12 protein-coding genes are annotated in these 14,218 nt (G+C 71.9%); 5 read left to right on the plus strand and 7 right to left on the minus strand.

Annotated elements, in window-relative coordinates:
• Positions 1-263 precede the first annotated feature (263 nt).
• Positions 264-1,667 carry a cysteine desulfurase/sulfurtransferase TusA family protein gene (locus tag PUR26_RS22240; RefSeq protein ID WP_329874204.1) on the plus strand — a complete coding sequence of 468 codons (1,404 nt, stop codon included), beginning with the start codon at positions 264-266 and terminating at the stop codon, positions 1,665-1,667.
• A 34-nt stretch (positions 1,668-1,701) separates the two neighbouring features.
• Here the strand turns inward: PUR26_RS22240 and PUR26_RS22245 are convergent, their stop codons facing one another.
• Positions 1,702-2,676 (minus strand): carbohydrate kinase family protein, encoded by a 975-nt coding sequence (locus PUR26_RS22245; RefSeq protein ID WP_329874205.1) that lies wholly within the window; start codon positions 2,674-2,676, stop codon positions 1,702-1,704.
• Between the two features lie 129 nt (positions 2,677-2,805).
• Here PUR26_RS22245 and PUR26_RS22250 point away from each other — a divergent pair, with 129 nt between their 5' ends.
• Positions 2,806-3,030, plus strand: a complete 225-nt coding sequence (locus tag PUR26_RS22250; RefSeq protein WP_329874206.1) for a hypothetical protein — start codon at positions 2,806-2,808, stop codon at positions 3,028-3,030.
• An 81-nt stretch (positions 3,031-3,111) separates the two neighbouring features.
• On the plus strand, positions 3,112-4,551 hold the full coding sequence (locus PUR26_RS22255) for a hypothetical protein (RefSeq protein WP_329874207.1): 1,440 nt from the start codon (positions 3,112-3,114) through the stop codon (positions 4,549-4,551).
• Positions 4,552-4,646: 95 nt separating this feature from the next.
• Here PUR26_RS22255 and PUR26_RS22260 read toward each other — a convergent pair whose 3' ends face one another.
• Positions 4,647-5,003, minus strand: a complete 357-nt coding sequence (locus tag PUR26_RS22260; RefSeq protein ID WP_329874308.1) for an iron-sulfur cluster assembly accessory protein — start codon at positions 5,001-5,003, stop codon at positions 4,647-4,649.
• 319 nt (positions 5,004-5,322) lie between these two features.
• On the opposite strand from PUR26_RS22260, the gene nadA reads away from it, so the two are divergent.
• The gene (nadA, locus tag PUR26_RS22265) at positions 5,323-6,501 is read left to right on the plus strand and encodes a quinolinate synthase NadA (RefSeq protein WP_329874208.1); all 1,179 of its coding nucleotides are present in this window, start codon (positions 5,323-5,325) and stop codon (positions 6,499-6,501) included.
• 240 nt (positions 6,502-6,741) lie between these two features.
• Here nadA and PUR26_RS22270 read toward each other — a convergent pair whose 3' ends face one another.
• From PUR26_RS22270 to PUR26_RS22290, 5 genes are all read right to left on the minus strand, one after another.
• Entirely contained in the window at positions 6,742-9,870 is a 3,129-nt protein-coding gene (locus PUR26_RS22270; RefSeq protein WP_329874209.1) for an efflux RND transporter permease subunit, read from the minus strand.
• A gap of 154 nt (positions 9,871-10,024) precedes the next feature.
• Complete coding sequence (locus PUR26_RS22275; RefSeq protein ID WP_329874210.1) at positions 10,025-10,711, minus strand: response regulator transcription factor; 687 nt, start codon at positions 10,709-10,711, stop codon at positions 10,025-10,027.
• Positions 10,708-11,958, minus strand: a complete 1,251-nt coding sequence (locus tag PUR26_RS22280; protein WP_329874211.1) for a sensor histidine kinase — start codon at positions 11,956-11,958, stop codon at positions 10,708-10,710. Before PUR26_RS22280 ends, PUR26_RS22275 begins: the two co-directional genes overlap by 4 nt.
• A gap of 111 nt (positions 11,959-12,069) precedes the next feature.
• A complete protein-coding gene (pspAA, locus tag PUR26_RS22285; RefSeq protein ID WP_329874212.1) occupies positions 12,070-12,348 on the minus strand; it encodes a PspA-associated protein PspAA in 279 nt (92 codons plus the stop codon).
• A gap of 188 nt (positions 12,349-12,536) precedes the next feature.
• A complete protein-coding gene (locus PUR26_RS22290) occupies positions 12,537-13,334 on the minus strand; it encodes a PspA/IM30 family protein (RefSeq protein ID WP_329874213.1) in 798 nt (265 codons plus the stop codon).
• A 278-nt stretch (positions 13,335-13,612) separates the two neighbouring features.
• On the opposite strand from PUR26_RS22290, the gene PUR26_RS22295 reads away from it, so the two are divergent.
• On the plus strand, positions 13,613-14,209 hold the full coding sequence (locus PUR26_RS22295) for a DUF3043 domain-containing protein (RefSeq protein ID WP_329874214.1): 597 nt from the start codon (positions 13,613-13,615) through the stop codon (positions 14,207-14,209).
• Positions 14,210-14,218: the final 9 nt, after the last annotated feature.

Raw genomic sequence — 14,218 nt, forward strand, 5'->3', positions numbered from 1 at the left:
TTCCCGAGAGTCTCGCCCGCGCGGTCGGCTGCGGCCGTCTCGCTGGTCGGTCGCCGGCCCTGACGCGGGCAGGGGTTTGGATGTTTATGCGGACCAAACCCTACTGGACGCTATTTGGGGTCGCGCGGGGAGGGTGCCCAACGCGCCGTCCGACTCCCCGAAGGGGTGGCCGCGCGCTCCGGCGGACGCCTCGCGGGAGGCCGATCCGGCGTCCGCGGCGCCCATCTGACGCTCCTTCTCCTCCTCCGTACTAGCGTGGCGACGTGCCCTACTTCGATTCCGCTTCCTCCGCCCCGCTGCACCCGGTGGCCCGCCAGGCCCTGCTCGCCTCGCTCGACGAGGGCTGGGCCGACCCGGCCCGCCTCTACCGCGAGGGGCGGCGGGCCCGGCTGCTGCTCGACGCGGCGCGGGAGGCGGCCGCGGAGGCGGTGGGGTGCCGCCCGGACGAGCTGGTGTTCACTCCTTCGGGGACCCGCGCGGTGCACTCCGGGGTTGCCGGGGCGCTCGCCGGCCGCCGGCGGACCGGACGCCATCTGGTCGTCTCGGCGGTGGAGCACTCCTCGGTCCTCCATTCGGCCGAGGCCCACGAGGCGGACGGCGGGTCGGTCACCGAGGTTCCGGTCGACCGGGCGGGGGCGGTGGACCCGGCCGGGTACGCCGCCGCGCTGCGCTCCGACACCGCACTCGCCTGCCTCCAGTCCGCCAACCACGAGGTCGGCACCGAGCAGCCCGTGGGCGAGGTGGCCGAGGCGTGCCGGGCGGCGGGGGTGCCCCTGCTGGTGGACGCGGCGCAGTCGCTGGCCTGGGGGCCGGTGCCGGCGGGCTGGTCCCTGCTCACGGCCAGTGCCCACAAGTGGGGCGGCCCGGCGGGGGTGGGGCTGCTCGCGGTCCGCAAGGGGGTGCGCTTCGCGGCCCGGGGCCCGGTGGACGAGCGGGAGTCGGGGCGGGCGGCCGGGTTCGAGAACATCCCGGCCGTGGTGGCCGCCGCGGCCTCGCTGCGGGCCGTGCGCGCGGAGGCCGAGGCCGAGGGCGAGCGGCTGCGGGGACTGGTCGAGCTGATCCGTGCCCGGGTACCGGAGCTGGTGCCCGACGCGGAGGTGGTGGGCGATCCGGTGCGCCGTCTGCCCCACCTCGTCACCTTCTCCTGTCTCTATGCCGACGGGGAGGCGCTGCTGCACGCGCTGGATCGGGCCGGTTTCTCCGTTTCCTCCGGTTCGTCCTGCACCAGCTCCACGCTGACGCCGAGCCATGTGCTGCGCGCGATGGGGGTGCTGTCCGAGGGGAACGTCCGGGTGTCGCTGCCGCCCGGCACCGCGGCCGGGGACGTGGACCGGTTCCTGGAGGTGCTGCCGGGTGCGGTGGCCGGGGTGCGGGAGCAGCTGGGCGCGCCGGCGGCGACCGCGGCGGCGGCGACCGCGGCGGCCGCGGGGGACGCCCCGCCCGGCTCCCTGCTCGTCGACACGACCGGCAGGCGGTGCCCGATTCCGGTGATCGAGCTGGCCAAGGTGATCGCCGACGTGCCGGTCGGCGGGACGGTGACGGTCCTGAGCGACGACGAGGCGGCCCGGCTGGACATCCCGGCGTGGTGCAGGATGCGCGGCCAGGAGTACGTGGGTGAGCGCCCGGCGGACCACGGTGTCGCGTACGTGGTCCGCCGGGTGTCCTAGGACTCGGGTGGATCCTGGCGGGGGCCCGAGGGGCTCAGACCAGGTGAATGCGGACCTCGGCGGCGGCCTCGTCGCCGTACGCCTTGGTGAAGCGCTCCATGAAGTTGGCGCGGCGCAGGGTGTACTCCTGGGTGCCGAGGGTCTCGATGACCAGGGTGGCGAGCATGCAGCCGACCTGGGCGGCGCGCTCCAGGCCGACGCCCCAGGACAGGCCGGAGAGGAAGCCGGCGCGGAAGGCGTCGCCGACACCGGTGGGGTCGACCTTGGCCTCCTCGTCCGGGCAGCCGACCTCGATCACGGGCTCGCCGACGCGCTCGATGCGCACACCGCGCGAGCCGAGCGTGGTGACGCGGTGGCCGACCTTGCCGAGGATCTCCTCGTCGCTCCAGCCGGTCTTGCTCTCGATGAGGCCCTTCTCGTACTCGTTGGAGAAGAGGTACGTCGCGCCGTCGAGGAGCGTACGGATCTCGTCACCGCCCATGCGGGCGATCTGCTGCGAGAAGTCCGCGGCGAACGGGATGGAGCGGGTCTTGCACTCCTCCGTGTGGCGCAGCATGGCCTCGGGGTCGTCGGCGCCGATCAGGACGAGGTCGAGCCCGCCGACCCGGTCGGCGACCGACTTGAGCTCGATCTGGCGGGCCTCGCTCATGGCGCCGGTGTAGAACGAGCCGATCTGGTTGTGGTCGGCGTCGGTGGTGCAGACGAAGCGCGCGGTGTGCAGGACCTCGGAGATCCGCACGGAGCCGGTGTCGACCCCGTTGCGGTCGAGCCAGGCTCGGTACTCGTCGAAGTCCGCGCCGGCCGCGCCGACCAGGACGGGCCGGGTGCCGAGCTGGCCCATCCCGAAGCAGATGTTGGCGCCGACCCCTCCCCTGCGTACGTCGAGGTTGTCGACGAGGAAGGAGAGGGAGACCGTGTGCAGCTGGTCCGCGACCAGCTGGTCGGCGAATCGGCCGGGGAAGGTCATGAGGTGGTCGGTGGCGATGGAGCCGGTGACTGCGATACGCACGGCTGGGCTCTCCTGCGGGGAGGGGGAGTTGACAGTTCACGCTACCCGGTCGGCGGAGCCGTCTGAAGTGCGGAAACTACCCGATAGTAGGGCTTTTTCAGTCAGCCCTCCTGTGCGTACCGTGCGGTTATGCCGACTTACAGCGCTCAGCGCGAGCAGCGGAACCGCGAGATCAGCGAGATCAGCGAGATCAGCCTGGCCGAGCTGTGCGGTGACAGCGCACGGATGGCACCGCACTGGGTGGTTCCGGCGGAGGCCGCGCCCGCCCCGGTCTCCCCCTCCCTGATCCACGGCGTGGTCGTGGAGCCGGCCTCCGCCCGGCTGATGGACGCCACCTCCGATTACGGCGCCTGAGGCGAAGGGAACCGCGCGCTCCTTCGTTCCGTCCCACCGGTGTCTTCCGTCAAGGGAACACGCCTACGAAGGAGCGTTGCGGTGAGCAGTACCGAGCCCACAGACGAGAGCCCCCGTCGGCGGCGTTCGCCGCTCGCCGTCGCTTCCGTGGCGGCAGCGGTGCTGCTCGCCGGGGGCGGCGGGGCGTACTTCGCGACGGCCGCCTCGGAGCGCGACGGCAAGGCGGACGGCGCCGTGCCGGCCGCGGACCGCACCCCGCCGCCGCTGGTGCTGGACGGTCACACGGACGCCACGGGCGGTGCCACCGGCCCTGGGCCGGGGATCGCCCCCGGCGAGCCCGACCCGGGCGGGGTCGTCTACCGGGCGAAGGGCGAACTGCCGCAGGGTCCGGACTCGGCGCCGGTCCACCGGCCCCGGGGGACCGTCGGGGCGGACGAGGTGGCGCGCCTGGCCAAGGCCCTCGGGGTGCCGGGAACGCCCCGGCTGGAGGGCTCGGTGTGGAAGACCGGCCCCGCGAAGGACGGTTCCGGCCCCCTGCTCCAGGTGAACAAGCAGGCTCCGGGCGGCTGGACGCTCGGGACGGCGCCGACGGGTGACGACTGCCGCAAGGCCGATGTCTGCCCCTCGGGCGGGCAGGCACCGGGCGGCGGGGGCGGCCGGGCCGTGAGCGAGAAGGCCGCGAAGGAGGCCGCCGCCCCGGTGCTGGAGGCGTCGGGCCAGCGGGACGCCGCACTGGACGCCACCCAGCTGATGGGCGCGGTGCGGGTGGTCAACGCCGACCCGGTGGTCGGCGGGCTGCCGACGTACGGCTGGTCGACCGGCATCCAGGTCGGGCCGGACGGTTCGGTCGTCGGTGGCAGCGGACGGCTCAAGGCGCCGGAGAAGGGCGACGAGTACCCGGTGATCGGGGCCGCGGAGGCGCTGAAGCTGCTGAACGCGTCCTCGGGCGGCGGCCCGGTCGGCATCGGCGGCTGTGCGACGCCCGCGCCGCTGAAGAACGACGCCGAACCGGCCGCGCCGTGCGAGCCGTCGGGCGCCACCCCCGCCCCCAAGGAGACGGTGACGATCAGCAGGGCGGTGTTCGGGCTGGCAGCGCAGTTCACCGGTGGACGTGAGGCACTCGTCCCCTCGTGGCTGTTCACGGTGGAGCCGAAGGGCGACGCGCGACCCTTCACCATCACCTATCCGGCGGTGGCGCCCTCCCACCTGGCGCCCGCGCCGTCGCCCCGCGAGAGCGACGCGCCGCAGCCCGAGCCCTCGGGCGGGCCGCGGGTGCAGTCGTACGGCGTGGACGGGCAGATCCTGACCGTCCGCTTCTGGGGCGGCGTGTGCAGCACGTACACCGCGCAGGCCGACGAGAGCGGTACGGAGGTGCGGGTGAAGGTGGTCGAGACGCCGCCGAAGCCGGACAGGTACTGCATCGCCATGGCCAAGGAGATCACCGCCACGGTGACGCTGGAGCGGCCGCTGGACGGCCGGAAGGTCGTGGACGCCGGCGGTGAGGCGGTGCCGCGCACGTAGGGGCCCCGGCCGCCCTCCCGGCACGGGCGGCCCGACGGCGTACGACGAAGGCGGCGGCCCCGGTGTTCCGGGGCCGCCGCCTTCGTGTCAGCGCGTCAGCTGAAGGAGTCGCCGCAGGCGCAGGAGCCGGTGGCGTTCGGGTTGTCGATCGTGAAGCCCTGCTTCTCGATGGTGTCGACGAAGTCGATGGAGGCGCCGCCCAGGTACGGGGCGCTCATCCGGTCGGTGACGACCTTGACGCCGCCGAAGTCCTTGACGACATCACCGTCGAGCGCACGCTCGTCGAAGAAGAGCTGGTAACGCAGGCCGGAGCAGCCACCAGGCTGGACAGCGACGCGCAGCGCCAGGTCCTCGCGCCCTTCCTGGTCGAGCAGGGCCTTGACCTTCGCCGCGGCCGCGTCCGACAGGAGGATGCCGTCGCTGACAGTGGTCTTCTCGTCCGATACGGACATCTGCATTCTCTCCCGGGTTGTACGGAGACTGCTTGCCGACGGTGGAAACCGGCGGGGCCGCGGATTCATTCCGGGCCGAGCGCTTCTCTTACCCCTTCATGCTCGCACACCGGTCCGGGAGCGGGCACCGTGCGCGGAGAGCGACAAGCGCCAAGGGTGCCGAGAGCGAATGTGTCACATCGACACTATGGCCATCGTCAAAGTGACGTGAAGCGGTTATGATAGATAGCGTCAATTAGACGAAAAGGGGGCTGGTGCCCGTACCGGCCCCACCGGGCGGCTTCGCCGCCTCCACCGAAGAGAAGAAAGGGTGCGTGACGTGACCACCGCCCAGCCCCTGGACGTCCAGCCGTCGCCCCTCGCCCTGCTGCTGCTCGGCCGCGAGGCCGACCCGAAGAGCGAGCGGGGTGTGGAGTGCCCCGGCGACCTGCCCTCGCCGTCCGACCCCGACCTGGTGGAGCGCGCCCGCGCGGCCAAGGAGAAGCTCGGCGACAAGGTCTTCGTCCTCGGGCACCACTACCAGCGCGACGAGGTCATCCAGTTCGCGGACGTCACCGGCGACTCCTTCAAGCTCGCGCGTGACGCGGCGGCGCGGCCGGAGGCCGAGTACATCGTCTTCTGCGGTGTGCACTTCATGGCCGAGTCGGCGGACATCCTGACCTCGGACGACCAGAAGGTCGTCCTGCCGGACCTGGCCGCCGGGTGTTCGATGGCCGACATGGCGACGGCCGAACAGGTCGCGGAGTGCTGGGACGTGCTGTCGGAGGCGGGTATCGCGGACGTGACCGTCCCGGTCTCGTACATGAACTCCTCGGCCGACATCAAGGCGTTCACCGGCAAGCACGGCGGCACGATCTGCACCTCCTCCAACGCCCGGCGCGCGCTCGACTGGGCCTTCGAGCAGGGCGAGAAGGTCCTCTTCCTGCCGGACCAGCACCTGGGTCGCAACACCGCCGTGCGCGACATGGGCATGACGCTGGAGGACTGCGTCGTCTACAACCCGCACAAGCCGGGCGGCGGCCTCACCCCCGAGCAGCTGCGCGCGGCCAAGATGATCCTGTGGCGCGGCCACTGCTCCGTCCACGGCCGCTTCTCGCTGGACTCCGTCAACGACGTGCGCGAGCGCATCCCGGGCGTCAACGTCCTGGTCCACCCGGAGTGCAGGCACGAGGTCGTGGCCGCCGCGGACTACGTGGGCTCGACCGAGTACATCATCAAGGCCCTGGAAGCGGCCCCGGCCGGCTCCAAGTGGGCGATCGGCACCGAGCTGAACCTGGTGCGCCGCCTGGCGAACCGGTTCGCCCCTGAGGGCAAGGAGATCGTCTTCCTCGACAAGACGGTCTGCTTCTGCTCGACCATGAACCGCATCGACCTGCCCCACCTGGTGTGGACGCTGGAGTCGCTCGCCGAGGGCAACCTGGTCAACCGGATCGAGGTCGACCGGGAGACCGAGAGCTTCGCCAAGCTCGCGCTGGAGCGGATGCTGGCGCTGCCGTAGCCGCACACCACGGCACGGCGCGAGAACAGCGCACGAGGGGCGCCCCGCCATGGCGGGGCGCCCCTCGTCGTGGACCGGAGGCCGCGGAGGTGAGGCCGGCAAACGCTCCCCCGCCGGCCCTGCCGACGACGCGGCGCGACAGCCACCCCCGGGGGGGAGCCGCCGCGCCGCGCGCGGGACCGCATCGCCTCGGCCGGGGCCGAGGCCCGGCGGCCGTGCCGTGACGCGCTGGCCGTGCCGTTACGCGTTGGCCGGTGCCGGTTCCTCCGAGGCGGGCCGGCCGCCGGACGGGCCGCCGTCCTTCTCGACGCGCTTGGCCGCGCGCTTGGCCCGGCGCCGCTCCTTGCGGAGCTCCACCATCGCGTAGAGCGTCGGGACCAGCAGCAGCGTGAGCAGCGTCGAGGTGACCAGACCGCCGATCACGACCACGGCGAGCGGCTGGGCGATGAACCCGCCCTGTCCGGTGACGCCCAGCGCCATCGGCAGCAGCGCGAAGATCGTCGCCAAGGCGGTCATCAGGATCGGACGCAGTCGGTGCCGGCCTCCCTCGATCACCGCTTCGACGACCCCTAGGCCCTGTGCCCGGTACTGGTTGATCAGGTCGATCAGCACGATCGCGTTGGTCACGACGATGCCGATCAGCATCAGCATGCCGATCATCGCCGGGACGCCCATCGCGGTGCCGGTCGCGATCAGCAGACCGATCGCGCCGGTGGCCGCGAACGGGATGGAGACCAGCAGGATCAGCGGCTGGACCAGCGACTTGAAGGTCGCGACGAGCAGCATGAAGACGATCGCGATCGCCGCCAGCATCGCCAGCCCCAGGTTGAGGAACGCCTCCTCCTGGTCCTCCGAGACGCCGCCGATGGTGGCCGTGGCGCCCTCGGGCAGGTCCAGTGCGTTGATCCTGGACTGGAGCGAGGCGCTCACCGCGCCGGTGTTGTCACCGGTCGGCTTGGCCGTGATCGTCGCGGCGCGCGCCCCGTCGATGCGGGTCATCGAGACCGGGCCCGGGACCAGCTTCACCTCGGCGATGTCACCGAGCTTCACCGGGCCCAGCGGCAGCTTGCTCAGCTCCGCCATGGTCCTGGCGGGGGCGGCCGAGGTGATGACGATGTTCCGCCGGGTGTCGCCCAGGACCGCTTCGCCGGCCGGGAGGCCGCGGATCGCCTGGGCGACCACACCGCCGAGCTTGGCGTCGTCGAGTCCGGCGGCTGCCGCCTTCTCGTTGGCCCGGACCGAGATGCGCGGAACGGACTGCGCCAGGTCGCTCTGGACGTCGGTGACGTCGTCGAGCCCGGCGACCTCGGCCCGTACCGCCTCGGACGCCTTCTTCAGGGTGTCCGCGTCGGAGGCCTTGACCACGACGCTCAGGTCCTGGCTGCCGAAGCCGTCGCCCGCCGCGATCGTCGTGTCGCCGATGCCGTCGAGCCCGGCCAGCTCCGCGTCGATGCTGTCGCGGGCCTTCTCGTACGACGCCGCGTCCTTCAGGGTGACCTGGTACGACGCCTGGTTGGCGCCGGTGCCGCCGCCGAAGGCCGCCATGAAGCCGGAGGAGCCGACGGTGACCTGGTAGTCCTCGACCTCGTCGACCGAGGCCAGGACGTTCTCGACCTTCTTCGCCGCGGCGTCGGCCGCCTCCAGGCTGGTGCCCGGCGCGAGCTCCTGCTTGACGGAGAGGACCTCCTGCTCGCCCTGGTCGAAGAAGTTGGTCTTCAGCAGGGGCGCCATGCCGAAGGTGCCCAGGAGCACCACGACCGCGATGGCGACGCTGGTGAGCCGGCGACGGGTCGCGAAGCGCAGCACCGGGACGTACATCCGCTGCAGGGCGCTGCGGTTCTCCTTCTCCTCCGCCACGCGCCGCGCCTCGTCCGGGTCCTCGGACGTGCCCTTGGGGGCGCGCAGGAACCAGTACGAGAGGACCGGCACGACGGTCAGGGAGACGAGGAGGGAGGCGAGCAGGGCGGCGGTGACGGTGAGGGAGAACGAGCCGAACAGCTCGCCCACCATGCCGCCGACCAGGCCGATCGGGAGGAACACCGCGACGGTGGTGAGGGTGGAGGAGGTGACGGCGCCCGCGACCTCCTTGACGGCGGTCAGGATCGCCGACTGGCGCTCCTCGCCGTAGCCGAGGTGCCGCTTGATGTTCTCCAGGACCACGATCGAGTCGTCGACGACCCGGCCGATGGCGATGGTCAGCGCCCCCAGCGTGAGCATGTTCAGCGAGAGGTCGCGGGTCCAGAGCACGATCAGCGCGAGGACCACCGAGAGCGGGATGGAGACCGCGGTGACGATGGTCGAGCGCAGGGAGGCGAGGAAGACCAGGATGACGATGACGGCGAAGAGCAGGCCGAGCGCGCCCTCCGTCGTGAGCCCCGAGATCGACTTGGAGACGGCCGGGCCCTGGTCGGAGACGACGGTCAGCTCGGCACCCGCCCCCAGGTCGGCACGGAGGCCCGGCAGCTTGTCCTTGACCGCGTCGGAGATGGCGACGGCGCTGCCGTCGTTGTCCATGGTGGCCATCACGGCGAGGCTGGGCTTGCCGTTCGTACGGGTGATGGAGACCCGCTGCGACTCCTCCTGCTTCACCGCGGCGACGTCCCCGAGGCGTACCGGGTCGCCCTTCGCCGGTGCGATCCGCAGGTCCTCGATCTGCTTGAGCGAGGTGAAGCCCCCGCCCACCTGCACGGTGCGGCTCTTGCCCTCCTCGGAGAACGAGCCGGCCGGGACGGTCGCGCCGCCCGACTTCAGCGCCTCGGAGAGCGCCATGGTGTCGAGGCCGGCCGCGGCGAGCTTCGCGTTGTCCGGGGTGACGGAGACCTGGAGGTCCTGGACACCGTCGACGGAGACCTGGCCGACACCGTCGATGTCCTCCAGGGCGGGGACGACCGTCCGCTCCAGCTGGGCGGCGAGCGCCTGCTGGTCCTTGCCGGAGGTGACGGCGAGGACGACGGTCGGGATGTCGTCGGTCGAGCCGGCGACGACCTGCGGGTCCACGTCGTCCGGCAGCTGGACGCGGGCCCGGTTGACGGCCTGCTGGACGTCGGCGACGAGCTGCTTGGTGTCCTCGTCCCCGAAGTCGAAGGTCGCCATGATGACGGCGTTGCCCTCGCTCGCCGTGGAGGTGACGCCCTTGATCCCGTCGACGGCCTTGATCGTGTTCTCGAGCGGTTCGACGACCTGCTTCTCGACCACGTCGGGGGACGCGCCCTGGTAGGGCGCCAGGACCGACACCATCGGCAGCTCGATGGAGGGCAGGAGCTGCTGCTTCAGCTGCGGGATGGCGATCGCCCCGAAGACGATCGCGACGATCGAGATCAGCCCTATCAGGGCCCTTTGCGCGAGGCTGAATCTGGACAGCCAGGACATGGGGTCTCTCTTCTGTGGCGTGCTCGGCAGGTGGGCTCACCCCGTACACGTGGCCCGTTCTTACGATCGGCCATGAGAGAGGGGCGATCCGTCGCCCCCAGGTCCATTTCCTTATCTCCCGCATACCGCGTCTGGAGTACGCGGAAGCGCGCCTTCACTCCACCCTTGGGCGTACCAGACCCGATTCGTACGCCGTCACGACGAGTTGCGCGCGGTCGCGGGCGCCGAGCTTGGCCATGGCGCGGTTCACATGGGTCTTGACGGTCAGCGGGCTGACCTCCAGGCGTTCGGCGATCTCGTCGTTGGAGTGGCCTCCGCCGACCAGCACCAGGACCTCACGCTCCCGGACGGTGAGGAGGGCGATCCGCTCCGAGTAGGCCGCCGCCTCGCCGTCCGTGCCGTCCGCGCCGCCCTGCGCGAGGAACCTGGCGATGAGGCCCTTGGTCGCGGCGGGCGACAGCAGCGCCTCGCCGGCGGCCGCGATCCTGATGGCGTTGAGCAGTTCGTCCGGCTCCGCGCCCTTGCCCAGGAAGCCCGAGGCCCCGGCGCGCAGCGACTGCACGACGTACTCGTCGACCTCGAAGGTGGTCAGCATGACGACCCGTACGCCCGCCATGCCGGGGTCCGCGCTGATCATGCGGGTGGCGGCAAGCCCGTCCGTACCGGGCATCCGGATGTCCATCAGCACCACGTCCGCCTTGGCGGAGCGGGCCAGGGCGACGGCCTGGGCGCCGTCGGCGGCCTCCCCCACGACCTCCATGTCCGGCTCGGAGTCGACCAGCACCCTGAACGCGCTGCGCAGCAGCGCCTGGTCGTCGGCGAGCAGCACCCTGATGGTCATGTGGACTCCCCTGTGTGTGCGGTGAGCGGCAGTATCGCCTGGACCCGGAAGCCGCCGCCGTAGCGGGGGCCCGCGGTCAGGGCCCCGCCGAGGGCGGTGACGCGCTCGCGCATGCCGAGGAGGCCGTGCCCTCCGCCGTCCGCCGGTTCCGCCCGGTGCGGGACCGGTCCGGGAGCGGAGCCGTCGTCGAGCACGGTCACCTCGATGGTGCGGCCGACCCGTACGACGCTGACCTCGGCCCGGGCGTCCGGGCCCGCGTGCTTGCGCACATTGGTCAGGGCCTCCTGGATGATCCGGTACGCGGCCAGGTCCACGGCGGCCGGGAGCTGGGTGTCGTGGTCGGTGCGGGCGAGTTCGACGGGGAGGCCGGCATGGCGGAAGGTCGCCAGCAGCTCGTCGACGACGGCGAGTCCGGGGGCCGGTTCGGTGGGGGCCTCCGGGTCGCCGGACTGACGGAGCAGCCCGACGGTCGCCCGCAGCTCCCCGAGGGCGGAGCGGCTCGCCTCGCGGACGTGGGCCAGGGCCTCCTTGGCCTGGTCGGGCCGTTTGTCCATGACATGGGCGGCCACCCCGGCCTGGACGTTGACCAGGGCGATGTGGTGGGCGACGACGTCGTGGAGGTCCCGGGCTATGCGCAGGCGCTCCTCGGCGACCCGGCGGCGGGCCTCCTCGTCGCGGGTGCGCTCGGCGCGTTCGGCGCGCTCCCGGATCGCGTCGACGAAGGCCCGGCGGCTGCGGACGGCGTCGCCCCCGGCCGCGGCCATGCCGCTCCAGGCGAAGATGCCCAGGTTCTCCTGGCTGTACCAGGGGGTGGGCCCGAAGAGCATCGCGGCGCCCGTGAGCACGGTCATCGTCAGCAGGCCGACCCGCCAGGTGGTGGGCCGGTCGGTGCGCGCGGCGACGGTGTACAGGGCGATGACCACGCTCATGGCGACGGGCGCGGGCGGGTCGCCGGCGACCAGCTCCGCGAACGTGACGGCGCCGGTGAACGCGAGCACCCCGAGCGGACGGGTACGCCGCAGCACCAGTGCCGCCGCGCCCGCCACCATGAGCAGCACCCCGGCCGGCTGCGGGCTGCGGGTGCCGAAGGTGGGGCCGTCGGGGCCGCCGTGCGGGTCGACGAACGACCCGGCGACCATGCTGATCAGCACGGCGAGGGCGAGGGCGGCGTCGAACGCGTACGGATGCGACCGCAGCCAGCAGCGGCCGCGGACGAGCCGGGTTCCGAGGGTGGTCACGTCGGGCAACGGTACGGCGTGCCGCGCCCGCGGGGGGAACACCGTGCCCCGCTCCCGGTCGTCGCCGGGGCGGGGCACGGAGGGTGTCGGAGGTGAGGTGCCGGCCCGCGCCGGTGCCTCTCAGCCGGGGATGAGCCCGTCGTCGCGCAGCATGGCCCGGACCTCTTCCAGCGTGGCGTCGGGCGCCGGCAGGATCAGCCCGGAGGGCTCCAGAGAGGCGTCGGGGAGGGGCTCACCCAGTTCACGCACCTTGTCCAGGAGGGCGTGGAGCGTGCGGCGGAAGCCCTCTCCGTCGCCCGACTCCATCTCGGCGAGCAGTTCCTCGTCCAGCTTGTTGAGCTCGGTGACGTGGCTGTCCGCCAGCGTCATCTGGCCCTCCCCCATGATCCTCACGATCATGACGCGCCGTCCTTCTGCCGGTTGCGGCCTGATGCCTGCTGATCCTGGGTGTTCCCGGTTGATTCCCGTGGCTTCCGGTCGCGTCCCGTGGCTTCCGGTCGCTTCTGGTTGCTTCCGGACGTTTCCGGCCGATGGCCGCCGGTTCCGCCCGTCCCCGCCGGCGGAGACCGTCGGTCCCGCCGGTCAGCTCACTGCTTGTCGAAACGGGGCCGGGACTGCTGCGCCTGCTGGTCCTGGGAACCCGCCTGGCCGCCGCCCTCGATGGCCTGCTGGGAGGCGCTCCCGCCGGCCAGCTCCGCCTTCATCCGCTGGAGCTCCAGCTCGACGTCCGTACCGCCCGAGAGGCGGTCCAGCTCGGCCTGGATGTCGTCCTTGGCAAGGCCCGAGTGATCGTCCAGGGCCCCGGAGGCGAGCAGCTCGTCGATCGCGCCGGCCCGCGCCTGGAGCTGGGCGGTCTTGTCCTCGGCGCGCTGGATGGCCACGCCGACGTCGCTCATCTCCTCCGAGATGCCGGAGAACGACTCGGCGATCCTGGTCTGCGCCTGCGCGGCGGTGTAGGTCGCCTTGATCGTCTCCTTCTTCGTACGGAAGGCGTCGACCTTGGCCTGGAGCCGCTGGGCGGCGAGGGTGAGCTTCTCCTCCTCGCCCTGCAGCGTCTGGTGCTGCGTCTCCAGGTCCGTGACCTGCTGCTGGAGCGCGGCCCTGCGCGAGAGCGCCTCGCGGGCCAGGTCCTCGCGGCCCAGCGCCAGCGCCTTGCGGCCCTGGTCCTCCAGCTTGGAGGACTGGCCCTGGAGGTGGTTCAGCTGGAGTTCCAGGCGCTTGCGCGAGGTCGCCACGTCGGCGACGCCCCGGCGGACCTTCTGCAACAGCTCCAGCTGCTTCTGGTACGAGTAGTCGAGGGTCTCGCGCGGATCCTCGGCCCGGTCAAGGGCCTTGTTTGCCTTCGCGCGGAAGATCATCCCCATACGCTTCATCACACCGCTCATGGGCTTCGCGCGCCCCCTTCTGGACGGACTGGACTCCAGCACTCCAACAGAACCCACAGTACGGGCCCTGCATCCATTACCGCACTGTTCGAGCGCCGATGCGCTCATCCCCAAGAACGAGTACGACCACGTGGGATCCCGCCTGAGGAGTAGGTGTCCGCCGGGGATCCGTGCTTGCGTTCCCCGCCCGGGGTTCTGTCGTCAGGGACGCGCGCCGTTGCCGGATCGTTCCCCGAGGGGGTGGGGTACGTGCGACATACCCCGTACCCTTGGGCTTTGTGTTCCGTAGCCGTTCGAAGGATGAGAAGGCCCCCACCGACAAGGTGACGGCGGACCTCTCCAAGCAGCCCCGCGACCCCGAGGCCCCCAAGGGCCGCCCGACCCCGAAGCGGAGTGAGGCCCAGACCCAGCGCCGCCGTGCGTCGACGACGCCGGTCGACCGCAAAGAAGCGATGAAGCGCCAGCGCGAGGCCCGTCGCACGGACCTCGCCAAGCAGCGCGAGGCGCTCGCCAGTGGCGACGAGCGTTACCTGCCGGCCCGTGACAAGGGCCCGGTCCGCCGCTTCGTACGCGACTTCGTCGACTCACGCTTCTGCATCGCGGAGTTCTTCCTGCCGCTCGCCGTGGTGATCCTGGTGCTCTCCATGATCCGGGTCCCCCAGCTCCAGAACATCGCCCTGCTGCTCTGGCTCGGTGTGATCGTCCTGATCGTCATCGACTCGATCGGCATCTGGATCCGCCTGAAGAAGCAGCTCGCCGAGCGCTTCCCGAACGAGCCGAAGCGCGGCGCGGTGGCGTACGGCCTGATGCGGACGCTCCAGATGCGCCGGCTGCGGCTGCCCAAGCCTCGGGTCAAGCGCGGAGAGCGGCCCTGAGCACCGAGG

The organism is Streptomyces sp. SP18CS02, assembly GCF_036322365.1.
Classification (GTDB): domain Bacteria; phylum Actinomycetota; class Actinomycetes; order Streptomycetales; family Streptomycetaceae; genus Streptomyces.

Bases quoted from the DNA above. Each gene is read 5' to 3' on its own strand.
- PUR26_RS22290 (WP_329874213.1), bottom strand. From the start codon at position 13,334: ATGAGCGGTGTGATGAAGCGTATGGGGATGATCTTCCGCGCGAAGGCA.
- PUR26_RS22260 (WP_329874308.1), bottom strand. From the start codon at position 5,003: ATGTCCGTATCGGACGAGAAGACCACTGTCAGCGACGGCATCCTCCTG.
- PUR26_RS22275 (WP_329874210.1), bottom strand. From the start codon at position 10,711: ATGACCATCAGGGTGCTGCTCGCCGACGACCAGGCGCTGCTGCGCAGC.
- PUR26_RS22250 (WP_329874206.1), top strand. From the start codon at position 2,806: ATGCCGACTTACAGCGCTCAGCGCGAGCAGCGGAACCGCGAGATCAGC.
- pspAA (WP_329874212.1), bottom strand. From the start codon at position 12,348: ATGATCGTGAGGATCATGGGGGAGGGCCAGATGACGCTGGCGGACAGC.
- PUR26_RS22270 (WP_329874209.1), bottom strand. From the start codon at position 9,870: ATGTCCTGGCTGTCCAGATTCAGCCTCGCGCAAAGGGCCCTGATAGGG.